The sequence below is a fragment of the Blautia hominis genome (genome assembly GCA_002270465.1).
Lineage (GTDB): Bacteria > Bacillota > Clostridia > Lachnospirales > Lachnospiraceae > Blautia > Blautia hominis.
The window spans coordinates 263,260-279,642 of sequence record NQOF01000008.1 but is presented as its reverse complement, the minus strand read 5'-3'; the positions used below and the strand labels follow the sequence as shown (position 1 = coordinate 279,642).

At 44.8% G+C, this 16,383-nt stretch carries 13 protein-coding genes and 1 pseudogene; 6 read left to right on the top strand and 8 right to left on the bottom strand.

The window, feature by feature from the left end; translation table 11 throughout:
• The first annotated feature begins 165 nt into the window (after positions 1-165).
• Positions 166-741, top strand: coding sequence for a helix-turn-helix transcriptional regulator (locus CI595_RS22835; protein ID WP_243135238.1), 576 nt, complete (start codon positions 166-168; stop codon positions 739-741).
• Positions 742-803: 62 nt separating this feature from the next.
• Positions 804-1,367, top strand: a complete 564-nt coding sequence (locus tag CI595_RS22830; protein WP_095175914.1) for a GNAT family N-acetyltransferase — start codon at positions 804-806, stop codon at positions 1,365-1,367.
• Positions 1,368-1,951: 584 nt separating this feature from the next.
• On the opposite strand, the gene CI595_RS22825 is transcribed toward CI595_RS22830, so the two are convergent.
• Genes CI595_RS22825 through CI595_RS22810 form a run of 4 tightly spaced genes read right to left on the bottom strand, consistent with a single transcriptional unit; the run spans position 1,952 to position 7,560 of the window.
• Entirely contained in the window at positions 1,952-2,668 is a 717-nt protein-coding gene (locus CI595_RS22825) for a GDSL-type esterase/lipase family protein (RefSeq protein WP_095175913.1), read from the bottom strand.
• Entirely contained in the window at positions 2,659-3,495 is an 837-nt protein-coding gene (locus tag CI595_RS22820; protein ID WP_095175912.1) for an SDR family NAD(P)-dependent oxidoreductase, read from the bottom strand. The genes CI595_RS22825 and CI595_RS22820 overlap by 10 nt, the downstream gene beginning before the upstream one ends.
• 30 nt (positions 3,496-3,525) lie before the next feature.
• On the bottom strand, positions 3,526-5,580 hold the full coding sequence (locus CI595_RS22815) for an oxidoreductase (protein ID WP_095175911.1): 2,055 nt from the start codon (positions 5,578-5,580) through the stop codon (positions 3,526-3,528).
• A 33-nt stretch (positions 5,581-5,613) separates the two neighbouring features.
• Positions 5,614-7,560, bottom strand: a complete 1,947-nt coding sequence (locus CI595_RS22810) for an NAD(P)/FAD-dependent oxidoreductase (RefSeq protein WP_095175910.1) — start codon at positions 7,558-7,560, stop codon at positions 5,614-5,616.
• Positions 7,561-7,792: 232 nt separating this feature from the next.
• Here CI595_RS22810 and CI595_RS22805 point away from each other — a divergent pair, with 232 nt between their 5' ends.
• Together CI595_RS22805 and CI595_RS27425 are read left to right on the top strand one after the other, a co-directional pair.
• A complete protein-coding gene (locus CI595_RS22805; protein WP_095175909.1) occupies positions 7,793-9,160 on the top strand; it encodes a hypothetical protein in 1,368 nt (455 codons plus the stop codon).
• The gene (locus CI595_RS27425) at positions 9,151-9,342 is read left to right on the top strand and encodes a PucR family transcriptional regulator (protein ID WP_095175908.1); all 192 of its coding nucleotides are present in this window, start codon (positions 9,151-9,153) and stop codon (positions 9,340-9,342) included. The genes CI595_RS22805 and CI595_RS27425 overlap by 10 nt, the downstream gene beginning before the upstream one ends.
• A 69-nt stretch (positions 9,343-9,411) precedes the next feature.
• Here the strand turns inward: CI595_RS27425 and CI595_RS22795 are convergent, their stop codons facing one another.
• Positions 9,412-9,678, bottom strand: a complete 267-nt coding sequence (locus CI595_RS22795; RefSeq protein ID WP_095175907.1) for a hypothetical protein — start codon at positions 9,676-9,678, stop codon at positions 9,412-9,414.
• Between the two features lie 201 nt (positions 9,679-9,879).
• Between CI595_RS22795 and CI595_RS22790 the strand changes: the two genes are divergently transcribed.
• On the top strand, positions 9,880-11,412 hold the full coding sequence (locus CI595_RS22790; RefSeq protein WP_243135237.1) for a DUF6788 family protein: 1,533 nt from the start codon (positions 9,880-9,882) through the stop codon (positions 11,410-11,412).
• Positions 11,413-11,584: 172 nt separating this feature from the next.
• A pseudogene (locus tag CI595_RS22785) lies at positions 11,585-11,827 on the top strand (transposase); the annotation flags it as partial.
• Between the two features lie 343 nt (positions 11,828-12,170).
• On the opposite strand, the gene queA reads toward CI595_RS22785, so the two are convergent.
• From queA to pheT, 3 genes are all read right to left on the bottom strand, one after another.
• A complete protein-coding gene (queA, locus tag CI595_RS22780; RefSeq protein ID WP_095175906.1) occupies positions 12,171-13,196 on the bottom strand; it encodes a tRNA preQ1(34) S-adenosylmethionine ribosyltransferase-isomerase QueA in 1,026 nt (341 codons plus the stop codon).
• A gap of 77 nt (positions 13,197-13,273) precedes the next feature.
• A complete protein-coding gene (locus CI595_RS22775) occupies positions 13,274-13,876 on the bottom strand; it encodes a histidine phosphatase family protein (RefSeq protein WP_095175905.1) in 603 nt (200 codons plus the stop codon).
• Between the two features lie 43 nt (positions 13,877-13,919).
• Entirely contained in the window at positions 13,920-16,337 is a 2,418-nt protein-coding gene (gene pheT / locus CI595_RS22770) for a phenylalanine--tRNA ligase subunit beta (protein WP_095175904.1), read from the bottom strand.
• Positions 16,338-16,383 lie beyond the last annotated feature (46 nt).

Genomic DNA, 16,383 nt, shown 5'->3' with positions numbered 1-16,383 from the left:
AGAACTGTGAAATGGGAAAAATAAAACAGCTCATCTTCTGATTCAAAACAGTCATAAAACAACAAGGGGTCTTTTTGGGCTTTTGGCAGCTTACAGGTCTTTCAATTAAAAGTAGCACAACAAGTTACATTAGAAAAAATATCTCATATTCACAAGCAAAATGATATGAACATTATATTGGATTTTTCCGTTTTACGAGAAGGCGAGCAAACTACTTTACAAGCGCTACAAACCTCCATAGCCAAAAAACGTATGGTAAATTTTATATATACGAATAATAATAATGAAACTCGCACACACAGTGTAGATCCTATTGCAGTGCTTTATCGGTGGTACGCATGGTATCTTCTTGCCTATTCTAAAGTAAAAAACGATTACCGCACATATAAACTTGTAAGGATGAGTAATTTAAAAATTACAGACACGCCTTTTACAAAAGAACACGATACACCAGATATGATTTTGAAAAAATCTGACAAAACTGACTCCCGTCAATATACGGATGTTTTTATAAAATGTAAAAAGAAGGCACGATCACGAGTCCAAGAATATTTGAAAGGAATGGTAATTGAATATTTGCCGGATGGTGATACATTCATGAAATTTACAGTAATAGAAAATGAGCAGTTTTGGTTCGGTACTTTATTGTCTTTGGGAGATGATGTTGAAGTAATTGAACCAAAGGGGATTCGCAATCGACTTGTTGAAGCAGCTTCAAAAATTATTTCTTTATACAAATAACTATGACATACTGTTGTCATATATATCATGATATAGTGTTTATAAAAAACGGAGGTAATCTTATGATTAACCCTTATGAAAAGTGCCCTGTATATGAGAATGAAAATTATATATTAAGATTGGTAAGAAAAGAGGACAAAGAAGATTTATTAAAAGTATATTCCGATGAGAAAGCCGTACCATTCTTTAATAGTGATAATTGTGGTGGAGATGATTTTCACTATACAACTGAAAGCAGAATGGAACAAGCGATTGCATATTGGTTTTGGGAGTATAACAGACAGGGATTTGTTCGTTGGACTATTGTTTCAAAAACGGTTAATGAAGCAATAGGAACTATTGAGTTATTTAATCGGAAAGCAGATGATTATTTTAATAATTGTAGTTTGTTAAGGCTTGATCTGAGAAGCGATTATGAGCAGGAAGAAAACATTTTTGAGATATTATCGCTTATCATACCATCAGTATTTGAATTGTTTAAATGTCAGATAATTGCGACAAAAATTCCGTCCTTTGCTTCTGAACGAAAATTGGCAATATTACGGTTGGGCTTTGTTGCTTCTGAGGAAAAATTGATAGGGCATGATAAAAAGATTTATACTAATTATTATGTTCTGGAAGAATAGAATCGGAGATTTGAAATAGATGAAATATATCTTTGTAAAGGTGAATTCCGAAAATTTATACTTTACAAGCAGGGGTTATTAGGGGACAAAAGATGTATAGGAAAAAGCGGCGTCCTTGATTTTATCCGACAAGCAGGATGTTACTGGAATATTTTGATAAAAACCTATCCATACGTCAAAAACCCACAAAAGCACAATAATACTGCGCCTTTGTGGGTTCTCTTAATCTCAAATTTCTTACTCACCCAATAAACATAGCATCCCAAAAACGAAAGCGATGCATGTGTAATTTATTATTACAACATATCATTATATTTATTGCTATATTATTTACAAAAATTGTTAATATTATTATTGATAAATCATAGATTATACATAGATTTAATGATTTGATAGATTTAACTTCTTCCATATTAAGAGTGTAAGTATTTCTATAACTATTAGCTTATCGACATTGGTCGGTTACCACACTCCTAAATGAGAATTACAGCATGCCCCTCCCCGTCACCTGCCTGTTCCTGATGATGCGTTGTGGCTGGGGGATGGGGCTATGCTTATTCTCTTGTGGATTCTTTACCCTGATATTATCTGGATTTCACCGTAATTGCCTTGTAGGCTGCGGTTGCGATTGCATTGGCCCCATCCTTGTTGGGATGGATGCCGTCAAATTTGTACCATTCTGGGTGACCCGATGTCACATCATACATATCAATAAACCCCAACTCCATTTCGCTGGCCAATTCACGGATCGCTTCGCACTCCTGAAGCAGATTTTTTTCATTAATTCCATAGCTATAGCTTTCCTCCGCCTTGCCCTGTATGTAATATGCTGAATTTGGAGTACAAATATATACAGCGGGCCGGCTTTCCACATTCTGATAGGATTGAATAAGCGTCCGGCAATGTTCTTTATAATCTCTCTTATTCGTCCAATTCTGGGGCTTTGAATCGTTTGTTCCGAGCATAATAATCACAATATCCGGCTGGTATTCCATGCTCTTTGGGTATTCACCTGTTTTTCGGAAAGAGTTATTATTCAAGTCCAGAGCTGTCTTTCCATTATAGCCATAGTTCTCCACGTGGTATCCAGCTCCCAGCATCCGCCCAAGCTGAGCTGGGTAACAATTATGGAAAACATTCGGTATCACAGTCCCATAGGTCGTACTGTCACCGACGCAGGCCACCTTAATCTGCCCTTCCTTTGCCGGGGAGTGAAAACGTATATTGGTTCCTCCCATTAAAATTGCATACCCAGCCATTAAGACAGTCACTGTCATGATAATAGCAAGTATTATTGGCATTTTTCATCTTCCTTTTTTGCGTCGACTGCCGCCACTGTCCCTCCGTCGTAAAGCAGGTCCACTCCGCACAGATAACTGGCCTGAGGGCTTACCATAAATGCCATCATACGACCAATCTCGTATGCCTCTCCCACTCTGCCGAGAGCACCTGCACGGGCCATCTGGGTACCCTGCCCTTCTTTGCCCTCATAGTTTTCCATCGGTGTGTGGAAATGTCCCGGCGAAATAGAAACAACTCGCACACCCCTGCGTCCGTATCGAATTGCCATGCGTTTCGAATACCAGATACAGAACTGTTTGGATTGGGCATAGGCCATACCAGCTCTGTACTCTTGGGGTACTGCTTCAAAAAGTTTCAGGAATCCCGCTTTGAATGCTTCTATGTCTGTGAACACCAACGAATAGAAATCATAAACCGTATAAGGAGACATATAGGCAGACATAGAAGAAACATTCAGAATGCAGCTTTCCTCCCCCATCAAGGGTGCGAATGCCTGATCCACATAGACAGTGCCCAATGCATCGATTTCCAAAACACTTACATAATCAGTCATCTGCGGGGATACCCCTGCGCAGTGAATGACTGCTTTTATCACACCCTGTCCCGCGGCGTAGGCTGCTGCCGCCTTCATGCTCTCCGCATTGGATACATCGCCGCCATAGGCTTCTGCACTGATGCCCAGAGATTCCAATTCGGCAACAGCACCTTCCAATTTGGACACTGTCCTACCTACAAGGATTATATGCTTGCCAGTTTTTCCCACTTCCTTTGCCGCCGCCAGTCCCATGCCGCTGCCTCCGCCAGTGATTACACAAATTTCTCTCATTAGACATTCCCTCCTTTTCAATCTATCCTTTTATAGCCCTCGTGCAGCCATATTTGCAGCAATGATTGCCTCTTTAATCATGCCTGCCTTATCGCAGTCACCAATTTTAATCACGGCAGGGGTGATTTCCTTCAATGCCTCAAACATATCATCGTTCTTCTTCCTGCCTCCCGAAACAATCAGCGCGTCATAGGGCATCGTCTTGTGGATTCCGTTATGATAGAAATGCACACCCTCTCTGCTGACTCCTTCCAGCTTCGCATGGGTATACACAACGGGATTGGAAACCCGCCGGCTTCCCTGACTGGCGCGGATGTAATTTACGTCCGTCAATTTCCGGCGAAGATACATCTCCCTCTCCCGTGTTACCCAAGCTTCCGCACCTATGGTCTTATCACTGCCCGAACCCATCAGGGTGACATCGCAGCCCTGTTCTGCCAGGTCTAAGGCAAGCTCCGCCGCAAAGAAGCCATAAATGACTACCTTCTTATGCCACTGATCCAGAGAGCGGAACTCCCTCTTTCGCTTCAACGCCGTCATATGGTCCATGACCATAAGGCCATCCTTTACGCTGTCCGGCAAAGGCATGGCAAAACCTGTGGCAAGCAAAATCACTTCCGGTGCATAATCCTTTACTCTCTCTACGGTAGCCTCATAGCAGCAGCGAACCTCAACACCTGTCTTTGCCAGCCCTTTCTGCTGAAAATCTATGAGATTCTGAAATTCGCTGGTCAACGGCATGGAAGCCATCAGTCCTACATTACCGCCCAGCCGTCCTTCCCTCTCCCACAGAGCCACCTTATGCCCTTTTTCCGCTGCGGCCCGTGCCGCCTCCATGCCGGCAACACCGCCGCCAATGACCAGTACTTTTTTCGGCTTTTCTACAATACTGTTGTCCAGCGGCGGAATACCCGGCAAAGCTGCAAACCGCTCTTTAAAATTCACAGTACAGGGCACGCATCCCGGCTGCAGACAGGCAATGCATTGTCTGGTACTGCCGTCATTTCCATCCCGCAGATAGTTGCGGATCACCTCGCCGTCGGCAAAAATCTGACGCCCCAGATACATAATGTCCACATAGTCTTCTTCCACATATTTGGCTGCCATCTCTACCGTTGTAATACGGCTTGCGCCTACTACAGGCAGCTTCGTAACCTTTTTCACCTGACCGTGGAAAGGCATCCAGCAGGCACGGGGATAATACATCGGGGGCAGAGGTCCTTCAGTAGTATAACTTGGCCCGCCCTGAGACAGATCGATGGCATCTACGCCGATATCCTCCAGAAGTGGAATTACATATCTGCAAACATCATCAATGGTATTGCCCATAGGGCCTTTTAAGTCATCACAATTAATCCGGATAAAAATAGGATAGTCTTCCCCCACCAGCTCCCGCATCCGTTCTACTGTCTTGCGGACGATATGGAAGTTGCGTTCCAGATCACCTCCGTATTCATCATCCCTATGGTTAAAAAAGGGATCAAGCGCATTGGCATATAACAGACCTGTGCTATGGGCTGCATGGATCTCCACACAGTCAAGCCCGGCCTCTTTAGCGCGGCGGCCACACTGGGCAACCGCCTCACAGAGATCATCCAATTCCTCTTTTGTCCAGATTTTCTGGTCTGAAATCGTCTCTTCACCGCCGAAAGTATGCATCTTATACTTCTCGTATTCCGGAATCTGTGGAGAAACAGAATTCTGCGCCTGTGGTCCCATTTCCCCCAGCTGTACCCCCAGACAGCAGCCGAATGAATGTGCGTAGTCGGCCAAACGCTTCCAGCCCGGGATATAGGAATCATCGGCCAGGCTTGCTATACCTACAGCAGGTTTTTGATCCTCAACTTTTTTGTTGTCATATCCAATCAGTCCGCTTTTAGAAGGCATACAGCGGATAATGCCGCACATCAGGAGACCTATATCGCTGGAAACCAGACTATGTACATTTTTGATCGATGCATCGCAGATATACCCATCCCCATCTCCCATGGGCACACAGCCAAAAGGCGCATTGGCTAGACGGTTTTTCATGGTCATGCTTTTTATAGTAATGGGCTGAAATATTTTCAATTCTTCTTTTTTCATAAGTCCTTATCCCTTTCTTGAAATCAGTTCCGCTTATTCAATGCTCCATCCTGCAAAGAACCCCTGCTGAACCGCCTCTCCTACCTGACCGATTGCTCTGCAGTCTCCAATCGTCTGGGCACACACGTACTTATCCAGGATTGCTTTCGCTGTCTCACCATTAGGGCGGGTACCCATAGCTATGATGGCTGTATCGGCTTCCAGTTTTTTCTGACCTTCTGCAGTTTCCACGATTGCACCTTTATCATTGAATTCCTTGACTTTAGCGCCTGTCATGACATGGATGCCCTCTTCCGCTACACGGCGCAGGACACTAAAACGATTATCCAGAGTCCCTGTTGGGTACAGCTGATCCATCATCTCAACAATGGTGACCTCTTTGCCCTCCATAGCCAATTCGATCGCACAGTCACAGCCTGAAGGACCGCCGCCTGCTACAATGACTCTGGAACCAATACGTGCCTGATCCCCTGTGTGGGCATCTATGACTTCCAATACATTGGGGCCGTCCGCTCCTTTGATCGGCGGCACAAACCCATGTGCGCCGGTAGCTACGATAATCCTGTAGGCATCTGCCAATTCCTCTGAATCAGCAGTTATCTCTCTGCCATACTCCACCTTTACTCCTAATTTATCCAGCTGTACTTTATAATAGTCCACCAGCATAGACAGACGGCCTTTGAACGACGGGACGGATGCCGCAAGCAGCTGTCCTCCCAGTTTATCCGTTTTTTCATAGACCGTTACATCGTGCCCTTTCAGCGCGGATACTCTGGCAGCCTCCATGCCGCCCACACCGCCGCCGACTATAATAACTTTCCTTTTTGTCTCTGCTTTTGGGATCCGGCCATATATGGTTTCCTTTAGCACCGCAGGATTGACTGAACAGCTGCTGTCCCTGGCACCGCCGGCAGCAGACAAACAGAAACGATTGCATTTGATGCAGGGCCGGACATCCTCACGCCGTCCCTCCTGCAGTTTCCTGGCGAACTCCGGATCTGCCAACAAGCCACGGCCGATGACAATAAAGTCTGCTTTTCCCTCTTCCACTGCTTTCTTGGCAGTCTCCGGTGTAAATGCACCGGCTACCATGATTGGTTTCCCAGTGATGGATTTCGCAAAGGCAGCGGACATGTCCATCATGCATCCATCCGGCATATAGCAGGTGGGGAAAACCCACTCGTAGGCATCATAGCATCCCCAGTCCACATCAAAGGCATCCACTCCTAACCGGTCCAAATAGCGGATGATTTCTGCAGATTCTTCTTTTGTACGGCCGCCGGGTATGCCATGCTCAACCGCCATGCGGAAAGCTATGGGATAATCCGGGCCAACGGCAGCACGGCAGGCCTGATAGATTTCTGTCACGAAGCGCATCTTATTCTCAAATGTCTGCGCACCGTATATGTCTTCCCGTTTATTCCACAGGGACGTCATGAACTGATCCAGCAGATACCCAATATGTCCATGAATTTCTATGGCGTCTACGCCTGCTCTCTTACAGGCAGCCGCTGCCCTTCCAAAATCCTGGACAATTGTCTGTATTTCCTCGATGCTAAGGGGCCTTGTGGTAGATGTGGGATCATAGAAACAGGTGTTCTCTGAAGCAGAAACATTCTGCACTCCCGGCATTACCATGGCATTGCGCCCCAGTCCACAGGAGAGCTGCACCATGACAGCAGTGCCATAGCCATGAACACGGTCGCACAATCTGGCCCACCCCATTTCCTGCAAAGGCGTGCCAATGCCAAAGCGGCTCATAGTAAATGGATCTGTCTTGTTGGTTACAATCTGAAATCCCAGATTCAGCATACCGGTACCGCCCCTGGCACGTTCCGCATAATATTCCACATCTTTTTCTTCAATACAGCCAGACATCACATCAATGCCAATCCCCATGGGTGCCATGACAAAGCGGTTTTTAACCCCCAGCTTCCCGATATAGGTTCTCTCAAATAATTTCTCAAAACCCTGTCCCATAACTTATCGACCTCTCTTTCTGCGGCTCATCAACATTTTCTTATAGCTATTGTATAATTTATCTGCATAAATAGATATGGACAAATAACAAAATTGCCTCCCTAGATTTTATTCAAAAGCAAAAAATCATGGAATGAGGACATAATGTTTACAAATACGCTCCTGATACTATATAATTGTTTATAACAAAGTTGTCAGAATAAGCCTCTGAGTATGATTAGGAGATAAGGAAATGAATGTACCACTCAAACAGCTTCTCAATAAAATCCCTGCGACACAGATCCTTTGCGACAAAATAGACCCTCATCGATATTTTGAGGGCCTCTGTCTGCTCAGTGAAAATATTCAGTTGACGGATGCTCCGGTCATCTATATCGGAAGCGCTTCTTACCTTCCCGAACATCTGGAGGATTTACATACTTGCTGCCTGATTATCCGGAATAATACCGACCGGGATTTTTCACAGCTGAAGTGTGATCATATTTTGCTGAACGCATCTGCGAAAATCATGGAAATTTATGAGGAGATGGAGACGATCTGGAGCGCCTTAGAAAACAGGATGTGTATTGCTTTTTATGACAAACTGGCCCGTACAGGCAATCTGGAAAATATCCTTGGAGAAATAGCAAAAGAACTGTCCTGCGCAGTATTGATTATGGACAGCAAATTAGACGGAAAATTGATTACTTATGCAGGATGTGTGCCCTGTGATGACCAGTCCTTCTCACAGCTGATCAAAACCGGGCATTCAACCGAATCACATGTGGTCGCTGCACGTCAGGAAGGCGTAGTGAGAGAAATCGCCGACAGCACCATCCCTATTCTGGTGGGTCCTGGTAAATATAAAACCAGAAGAAGGATTCTAGGCAACATAACCGTACACAGCCAGCTGGTAGGATACATGATTGCAATCGAAAATGAAAAGCTCTTCACTTCCTTTGATATCAAACGGATTTCCACAGCCTGCGAGGCAATGACCCACATTGCGGAAGAAGATATCGGCTGTGTCAAGGATATGAATCTGACCTCTGTTTTTATACGGAGTCATCTGAAAGCATTGATGGAAGGCATGAAACATGATACCGCCCTGGTCAGCAATTGGATGCTCCACAGCAACGGGAAATCCAGTTTTTTCTGGGTTTTCGTTTTAGATGCCGATTCCGGCAGCGCTTCCGGACGTATTATATTTGACTATTTACAGAAGCAGTGCCAACAATATCACGCGCAGATTTTTGAATACAACCAGCACTATACGATTGTGCTCAATGCATATTCTGCAGAAACCTATGAGAATTTCATGACCCAATTGGCAGAACTATTAAATCAGCATCAGTGCCATGGTGCTGCCTCCCTCAGCTTTCACAATTATGACGAACTGAATAAATACTATCAGCAGGCGGTGGATGCCCTGAAACTCGGTAAACAGATGGATACCGGAAACTGGCTGATATCTTACCATGATATCAAAGTACATCTTCTTCTGTCAGAAATCCCAATGGAAATCCTGCAGGAAAAATATTATGATAATTCTCTGTCTGCATTGAAAAGTTATGACCAAAAAAGGGCACTGCCTATTACGAAACGCTTCATATGTATTTAAAATGCGCATGCAGCCGTTCTGCCACTGCGAACAGGCTTTACGTCCATCGAAATACGGTAGCTTATCAGCTGAATAAAATCCAGGAAATTCTGGATATAGATTTGGATGACGGCGAAGCCTGTCTCCAGTTGTATCTATCCTATAAAATTTGTGAACTCCGGACCCCTTGCAACAATGGATGAGTACCAACCTAGCTGGTCAAATCCGACTAAGTTGATACTCACCTGTCACTTCTATATATGAATTATCACCTAGAGTTTCTTTAGCGCCTCATAGAAGGCCATTTCAAAAACCGGCTTTATACGTTCATACACTTCTGTCTCTTTTTCTATAAGCGCATTCTTCTCATACCGTTCATTGAACTTGACCACTTCCTCAAACCATGCAAGCTCTCCGGCTCCCACTCCGGCGATTACGGCTGCACCGATGGATTTAGTTCTGGATGAAGTCTTTGAGGGCGTGCTACATATAAGCCAAAAACCCTTTATGCGGGTTTCAGGACTTTTGTCATGTAGCATAGCCTGTTACAAAACCAGTATCATATTATGAGCATTGCATCTGCACGGCACGCTTAATTCCAACGAAAATATAAATAATAAAGAAATTCATCTATATACGGGGATTATAATGTCGTAATTAGATTTTTTGTCTGTGTTATTCTTTATTGACAAAGGGGGTTAAAATAGGGTATAGTAATTTTTATAAATGAGGGAATATGAATGCAAAACGACAATATTTTGAATCAAATAACAGAACTGACTACAAAAATCAGTAACCTGCCAAAAGGATATATCTCGAAGAAATCCATCAATGGTAAGCTGTATTACTATCATCAGTGGTCGGAAAAAGGTAAAAAGCAAAGCAAGTATTTAAAAGATAATGAGATAGAAGCACTTTCTGAACAAATCAATTTGCGGAAAGAATTGCAGGAACAGCTGCGAAATTTGCGCCAGTCCCCGAAAACCGCTAAAAACAGTGATAATGAAACGAAAATACGAAATGAGGTAACAAAAATGAAATGTACCTTAATGCATAAAGAGATGACCGTTGCTGAAATCGAGCTTGACGATGCCACCGGATTTATACAAAAAATTAATACCGTATATGCTTCGGCGCATCTGCCTTTAGGTGTTCCTGTACGACGGGGTGTTGTAGACCGGGCAATATTAAATGAATGGTGGACAGACCGCTCAATTCCCGCAAGCCGTTCCGGTATCCGTGAAGCACTCGAAACTCTGGATATATGCAGCACAAAAATGCTTCTTATCCGCTGTTACGGACTAAGCCTTTCCGATCAGTACTGGATTTGTCCCGAAGGATCTGGTCTTACATGGGATAAGATAAACTTCTTTGATAACGACTTCTCTGACGACATCGGGGATGTGCTGTTTGGAACCAATAAAAAACCAAATGCTATGGATTTAAGCTCCCCTGACAACACCTCGGACGGTAATCTGAAGAAAAGATGGAAAATCATCGATGGCAGGCGCTGCCTTGTGAAGGGCGGTTCCAATCCGTTTCGTCAGCAACCCTTCAATGAGGTAATTGCAACCGGAATTATGGAACGTCTCGGAATTTCTCATGTGCCGTACACGCTCACATGGAACAAAGGCGCTCCTTACTGTATCTGCGAAGACTTTGTCACAAAAGATACGGAACTTGTTCCCGCGTGGCGCATCATACAGACACAAAAAAAAGTCAACAGTATCTCTGTGTATCAGCATTTTGTTAATTGCTGTGAATCGCTCGGTGCAAAAAATGTTGTACATTTTCTTGACCGCATGATTGTGCTCGATTATATAATTGCCAACGAAGACCGCCACCTGAACAACTTCGGTCTGCTGCGCAATGCGGAAACTTTGGAATGGTACGGTTTCGCTCCGATTTATGACAGCGGCTCCTCCCTCGGCTACGATAAGGTCGCCGGTCAAATCCGCTCAGAGCGTGATATAGAATGCAAGCCCTTCAAGAAACATCATGTGGAACAGCTCAAGCTGGTATCAGACTTTAGCTGGATCGATTTTGACAGCCTTGCCGACGTGGATGCTCTGATTAAGCAGACGCTGTCTGCAGACGGGGCAAGGGAATATATAGACGAAAGCCGAATCCAGGCCATAGTGGAAACGGTTAATCGCCGTATACAGAACCTGTTGCAGCTATCTATGATACAGACACCTGTACAAACAGATTCCACTGAAGATGATGTGGATAAAGACATTGCACAGGACTATTCTCCAAAAATAACCAGGTAACTTTAATAAAAAAGGAAAACGGCAGCAACATCAACACAATGCTGTTACCGTCTTCTGCAGTCTTTTACCATAAAAAATAGGTAGTGTAAAATAGTTTGTATCTTTGGTAAAAAGTGTCTCCTTTTTGGTAAGAATTCAGATATGACAATTCTTATCGAAAAGGAGTATTTTTATGCCAATAGCAAAGGAACAAATACGACAGATTATTTCAGAAAACAACATTAGCAGCATTGCAGATGTATACGCACTCTTGAAAGACAGTTTTAAAGAGCTTCTTCAGGAACTTATGGAAGCGGAACTGGATGCCTCACTTGGGTATGAAAAAAATCAAAAAGGGACTCTATCCACTGACAACAAGAGAAACGGACATTCTCCAAAGACTCTCAAAAGCCAGTATGGAGAATTCCAGGTTGAATCTATGTTTTCCGCGGGACTATCTCATCCATTACATTCAAGAACGACTTTACGCTACATTTTATCATCAACAATCCGTTTAAAAACTTTACTGATTTCTTTGGCACCCCAGTAGATTGAGGAAAAAAAACGGCAACGGCATCCAACACGATGCCGCTACCGTTTTCTAAATTGATCCTTTTAAGACTGATTTAGTAAACAGACTTTTGAAAAATTTCAATCTCATATCTTGTTGTCAGCAGCCTTTTTCCATAGAATAAATTAGTAATTTTCAACAATAAACACATTACATTATTGTCTATAATTACTAATTCCCTCTGATTTAAATAACATACTATCGGGTTTTATACAATCAGCATGGCATCCCCAAACGAAAAGAACCGATATCTTTCCTTCACCGCCTCTTCATACGCCTTCATAATATGTTCTTTCCCAGCCAAAGCCGACACCAGCATGAGCAGCGTAGATTCCGGAAGGTGGAAGTTGGTGATCAACCCGTCAATGATCTTAAATTCATACCCCGGATAGATAAAGATCTCTGTCCATCCGCTTTTTGCCTGAAGATTTCCAAATTCATCCGCAGCAGATTCCAGTGTGCGGCAGCTTGTCGTACCCACAGAGATGATTCTGCCGCCGTTTTTCCTGGTATCGTTGATCAATTTTGCCTGGTCTTCCTCCACCACATAGAACTCCGAATGCATATGATGCTTCTCCACATCATCTACTTTCACCGGACGGAAGGTACCAAGACCAACATGCAGCGTAACGTGGGCAATGGCAATTCCCATCCCCCGTATCTCCTCCAGCAGTTCCTCTGTAAAATGAAGTCCTGCTGTAGGGGCGGCGGCGCTTCCCTCATTTTTAGCATAGACGGTCTGATACCTGTTCTTATCCTCCAGCTTGTGGGTAATATAAGGCGGAAGTGGCATCTCTCCCAGTTTATCCAGGATTTCCTCAAAAATGCCCTCATAACTGAATTGAATCAGACGGTTTCCTTCCTCCACCACATCTATGACTTCCCCTGTGAGAAGCCCGTCCCCGAAGCTGATGACCGTTCCCGGTCTTGCCTTTTTCCCCGGCTTTACCAGTGTCTCCCACACATTGTCGCCTTTTCTTTTCAGCAGCAGTATCTCAATTCCTGCATCTGTTCCCACTTTGTTTCCGTACAGGCGGGCAGGAATCACCTTTGTGTCATTGATGACAAGGCAGTCACCCGGTTTTAAGTATCTGGTAATATGTTTGAAATCTGTATGCTCAATCTCACCTGTTTCCCGGTCCAGATGCAGCAGCCTGGAAGCGGAACGGTCAGCAAGGGGGTCCTGCGCGATCAGTTCCTCCGGCAAATCATAATAAAAATCTGATGTCTTCATGTTTTCTCCTTTATTTCCGTGAACAGCAGGCCGGGCAGATACATCCGGTTTCCTGACACTGCCTGCCGCATCACTGATCAGCCAAACACTATATCCTCTTCCAGGAGTTCTGCCCTGCCGTCTGCCACCTCCACAATATTGACACCACAGTTCGGCGGAACACAGCCATGCCAAAAATTCCTGATTTCCGCATCGGCATAAACATTCTGCAGAAGTGCCCGCACAGCACATCCGTGGGATGCGATCAGCAGTGTTTTATCCTGCAGTTTTTCCCTATATATAAGCTCCTGGAAAAAATCTTTGGTCCTTGTGCAGATTTCCCTGATACTCTCCCCGCCTTTTGGCGGTTCATAAACCTCTGTATGATGGAAAAAATTGTCCAGCATATGGACGGGCAAAAGGGCGGAATCCCGCCCTTCCCATTCGCCGAAAGAGATCTCCCGGAGACGTTCATCGTCGTATATGGGAATATCTCTTCCAGCCAGTATCAGTTCTGCAGTCATTTTAGCCCGTTTTAACGGGCTGGTAAAGCAGAGGTCAAAGGGAATCTCTTTTAACGCTTCCCCCGTCCGCTTTGCCAGAGTAATGCCATTCTCATTTAAATCCGTATCCGAGGCTCCCTGAAGTCTTCTCTGGACATTCCAGGAGGTTTCCCCGTGACGGATAATATAAAGCTTCATATTGCCTGCTCTCCCAAAATTTCTGCAAGCCGCGTCTTTTCTCTTATTTACGCAGCTCTATTCCAAGGCCTTCCAGCCCGTTTAAGATTTTCTTCATGGCTGCTGTGATCTCAGCCTCCTCCAGTGTTTTATCTTTTGCACGGAAGGTAACAGAGTACGCCAAGGATTTATATCCGTCTTTGATCTGGCTTCCCTCGTAGATATCAAAGAGATGATAACTCTCCAGGATCTTGCCGCCGCGCTGTACAAGAACATGTTCAATCTCTCCTGCCAGCACATGTTTCGGCACTACCATACTGATATCACGACTCACTGCCGGGAACTTTGCAATCCCTTCATACTTTCTGTCAAAAGTTGCAAACTCCAGAATAGCCGGGATATCCAGCACAGCCACATAAGCTCTCTCCCCGATGCCGTAAGTGTCCGCTACAGCCGGGTGTACCTCTCCCATATAACCGATCATAGTTCCGCTGTAGATAATGTCTGCCTGACGTCCCGGATGGAGGAACGGCTTGCCTGATCTGGGATCATATTCTTCTTTCTCGTGCATGCCTATCTTATCCAGGAATTCTTCCACAACACCTTTCATTGCAAAGAAATCACCAGCGCCATACATACCCAGCGTAAACATCATCCTCTCTTCAGGCAGGCCCTTTAGAGGCAGTTCCTTCGGCAGATAGATATTGCCCAGCTCATAGAGACGCACATCCTTATTTCTTCTCTTATAGTTTGTTCCGAGAGACTGCAGCATACCATTCAGCGGTGTTGTCCTCATGATACTGAAATCTTCACCCAGAGGATTGGAAATGGTGATCACTTTGCGCAGCTCATCATCAGCGGGGATCAGCAGTTTGTCAAATACCTTAGGGCTTTCAAAGGAATAACAGTATCCCTGTGAAAATCCATTGCATTCTGCCATATCTCTTGCGGCCTGCTCAATGCGCAGCTTAAACGGCAGCTTTCCTGTGGTAGCCTCTCCTTTTGGAAGGGTTGTGGGGATATTGTCATAGCCGTAGAAACGTGCCACTTCCTCCGCAATATCCGCAGTGCGGAAAATGTCAGCGCGGAAGGTAGGTGCTACGATTTCATTTGTATTCTCATCATATGCCAGCTCCACTTTTGAGAGATAGGAAAGCATTTCCTCCTTGGAAAGCTGAGTCCCCAGTAAATCATTTATCTTCTCCGGCTCAAATGCAACGCGTACCGGTTCTTTCACTTTAGAATACACATCAACCATTTGGCCTACCACTTCCCCACAGCCAAATTCTTCAATAAGCTGGCAGGCTCTGTCGATGGCAGCCTCCGCGTTGTTTGGATCCAGACCCTTCTCGAATTTGCCGGATGCATCTGTCCTGAGTCCCACTTTTTTGCTGGAAAGACGGATATTAACCCCGTCAAAGCAGGCTGCCTCAAATAATACAGTGCTTACTGTATCCGTGATCATGGAATTTTCCCCGCCCATGATACCGGCAATTCCAACCGGTTTTTTGCCATCGCAGATCATCAGTACGGAATCGTCCAGAACACGCTCCTGGCCGTCCAGTGTGACGAATTTCTCATCTTTTGAGGCACGGCGCACGATGATTTCCTGTCCTTCAATGGTGTCCATATCATAGGCATGCATAGGCTGTCCGAATTCTTCCATCACGTAATTGGTGATATCTACCAGGTTATTGATCGGACGGATACCATTTGCAGCCAGACAGCGCTGCATCCATTTCGGTGAGGGTCCGATCTTTACGTTTTTTACTACCCTTGCACAGTAGCGGGGACACAGATCCGGGTCCTCAACACTCACTTTGATGTAGTCATGGGCATCCTCTTGATTTCCCTTCACTTCCACTGTGGGAGGAACGAATTTTTTATTAAATGTAGCTGCAGCTTCTCTTGCGATACCGATCACACTGTAGCAGTCCACACGGTTTGAAGTGATCTCATATTCAAATACCACGTCATCCAGTCCCAGCGCATGGATAGCACTCTCGCCAACCACTGCGTCCTCCGGGAAGATGTAAATACCGTATTCGGGAGCTTCCGGATAAAATTCTCTTGTGGAACCCAGCTCTTCAATAGAGCACATCATACCGCAGGATTCTATCCCACGCAGTTTTCCTTTTTTAATCTTTACACCGCCCGGTGTCTTCTTGCCGTCATGTCCGCCTGCCACACGGCCCCCGTCCAGGACTACCGGGATTTTGTCTCCTTCTTTTACATTGGGCGCACCGGTCACGATCTGAACGGTCTCGGTTCCCACATTGACCTGACAGATAATCAGTTTGTCTGCATCCGGATGCGGTTCGATCTTCTCAATCTGTCCGATAACGATATTTTCCAAATCTGCATCCAGTTCTTCAAACCCTTCCACTTTAGTTCCGGATAAGGTCATTGCATCTGTATATTCCTGTGCCGTAACGTCAAGATCCGGCACATACATTTTAATCCATGATAAAGATGTATTCATTGTTGTTCTCCTCTATAATTATTATTCTGTCTCAGGATTTCCCACA